Raw genomic sequence first — 1,041 nt, 5'->3', positions numbered from 1 at the left:
CAGAAACGACACCGGCAATTTGTCGATCAGCATCCGCTGCCAATCAAAGGCGGTCATGGCGTGTGGCTCAGGGGGGGAAACATGGGAGACGTCCTGCCTGTCTGGTGATGAAAAGTAGACGGCGGGGCGGGGAGTTAGGTTCGGAGTATTTGCGCGGCAATTGGCGCGGCAGAAACGACTGCGGGCAGCTCGAAGGCTGCCCGCAGGGGTGTGGCTGGTAGCGCGCTTAAGCGCTCATCTGCCATGGCTCAAGGTCGTAACCTTGCTGGTTCAATTCAGCCCGCGATTGTTGTAGCAGGCTTTCCAGTTTGGCTGGGTCGGTGAACGCGCTGGCGGACACTTGGGTGCGGCCCAGTAGACGGGTATTGGTGCGGTCGACTACAGAAAAATTCAGTTCGCCAGTGCCATCTTGTGGCGCCCAGGCGACGCATTGGAACGGTTGAAATGCACGATGAGCGATCAACAAAGCTTCGTTAACACGGAGCGGGGTGTTCATGGGGTTGTTTCTCCGATGGGTCCCAAACAGTAAGCGGCCGCTGGAGCGAGTCTTCGCTACTGTGGCCTTCAGGGTGTTGAGGCTGCACCTGACTCAGGAGTCACAACAAAGTCGCTGAAAAGAATAAAAAAGTCGCAAAACTGATAAAGGCGGCAGGTTTTTTTGATCAAAAGCCCCTCACCCGCCCTTCGGGCACCCTCTCCCGCAAGCGGGCGAGGGGATTGGGCAGCTAGCGAGTTAGCCCACAACGGAACTCGGTTGGCTCCCCTCTACCGCTTGCGGGAGAGGGGCTGGGGGTGAGGGCAGGTGCGGCGCATAAGCGGTCAAAGGAATTGGGCAGCGAGCGAGTTAGCCCACAACGGAACTCGGTAGGCTCCCCTCTCCCGCTTGCGGGAGAGGGGTTGGGGGTGAGGGCAGGGTGCGACGCGTTATTGCTGGTTGCGCTCATGCCGGTAAGCACTTACCGCCTCGTATACCGCTTTACGCAATCGATTAATCCCACCCAACGGCCGATGTTCCGGCAACGCGTGCCAGGGGTTAAACGA

General features: G+C 58.9%; 2 protein-coding genes. Both read right to left on the bottom strand.

The window, feature by feature from the left end:
• Positions 1 to 226: 226 nt before the first annotated feature.
• Positions 227 to 496, bottom strand: coding sequence for a hypothetical protein (locus AAAB16_RS18315; protein WP_340664610.1), 270 nt, complete (start codon positions 494 to 496; stop codon positions 227 to 229).
• A gap of 428 nt (positions 497 to 924) precedes the next feature.
• Positions 925 to 1,041, bottom strand: a 117-nt coding sequence (locus AAAB16_RS18310) for a hypothetical protein (RefSeq protein ID WP_340664611.1), incomplete at its 5' end; no start/stop codon positions are given.

Source organism: Pseudomonas sp. (assembly GCF_037994325.1).
GTDB lineage: Bacteria > Pseudomonadota > Gammaproteobacteria > Pseudomonadales > Pseudomonadaceae > Aquipseudomonas.
Note: the sequence above shows the minus strand (reverse complement) of the source record. Positions and strands in the feature narration are given on the sequence as shown.

Excerpts from the sequence above, each read along its gene's own strand:
- AAAB16_RS18315 (WP_340664610.1), bottom strand. The coding sequence starts at position 496 with ATGAACACCCCGCTCCGTGTTAACGAAGCTTTGTTGATCGCTCATCGT.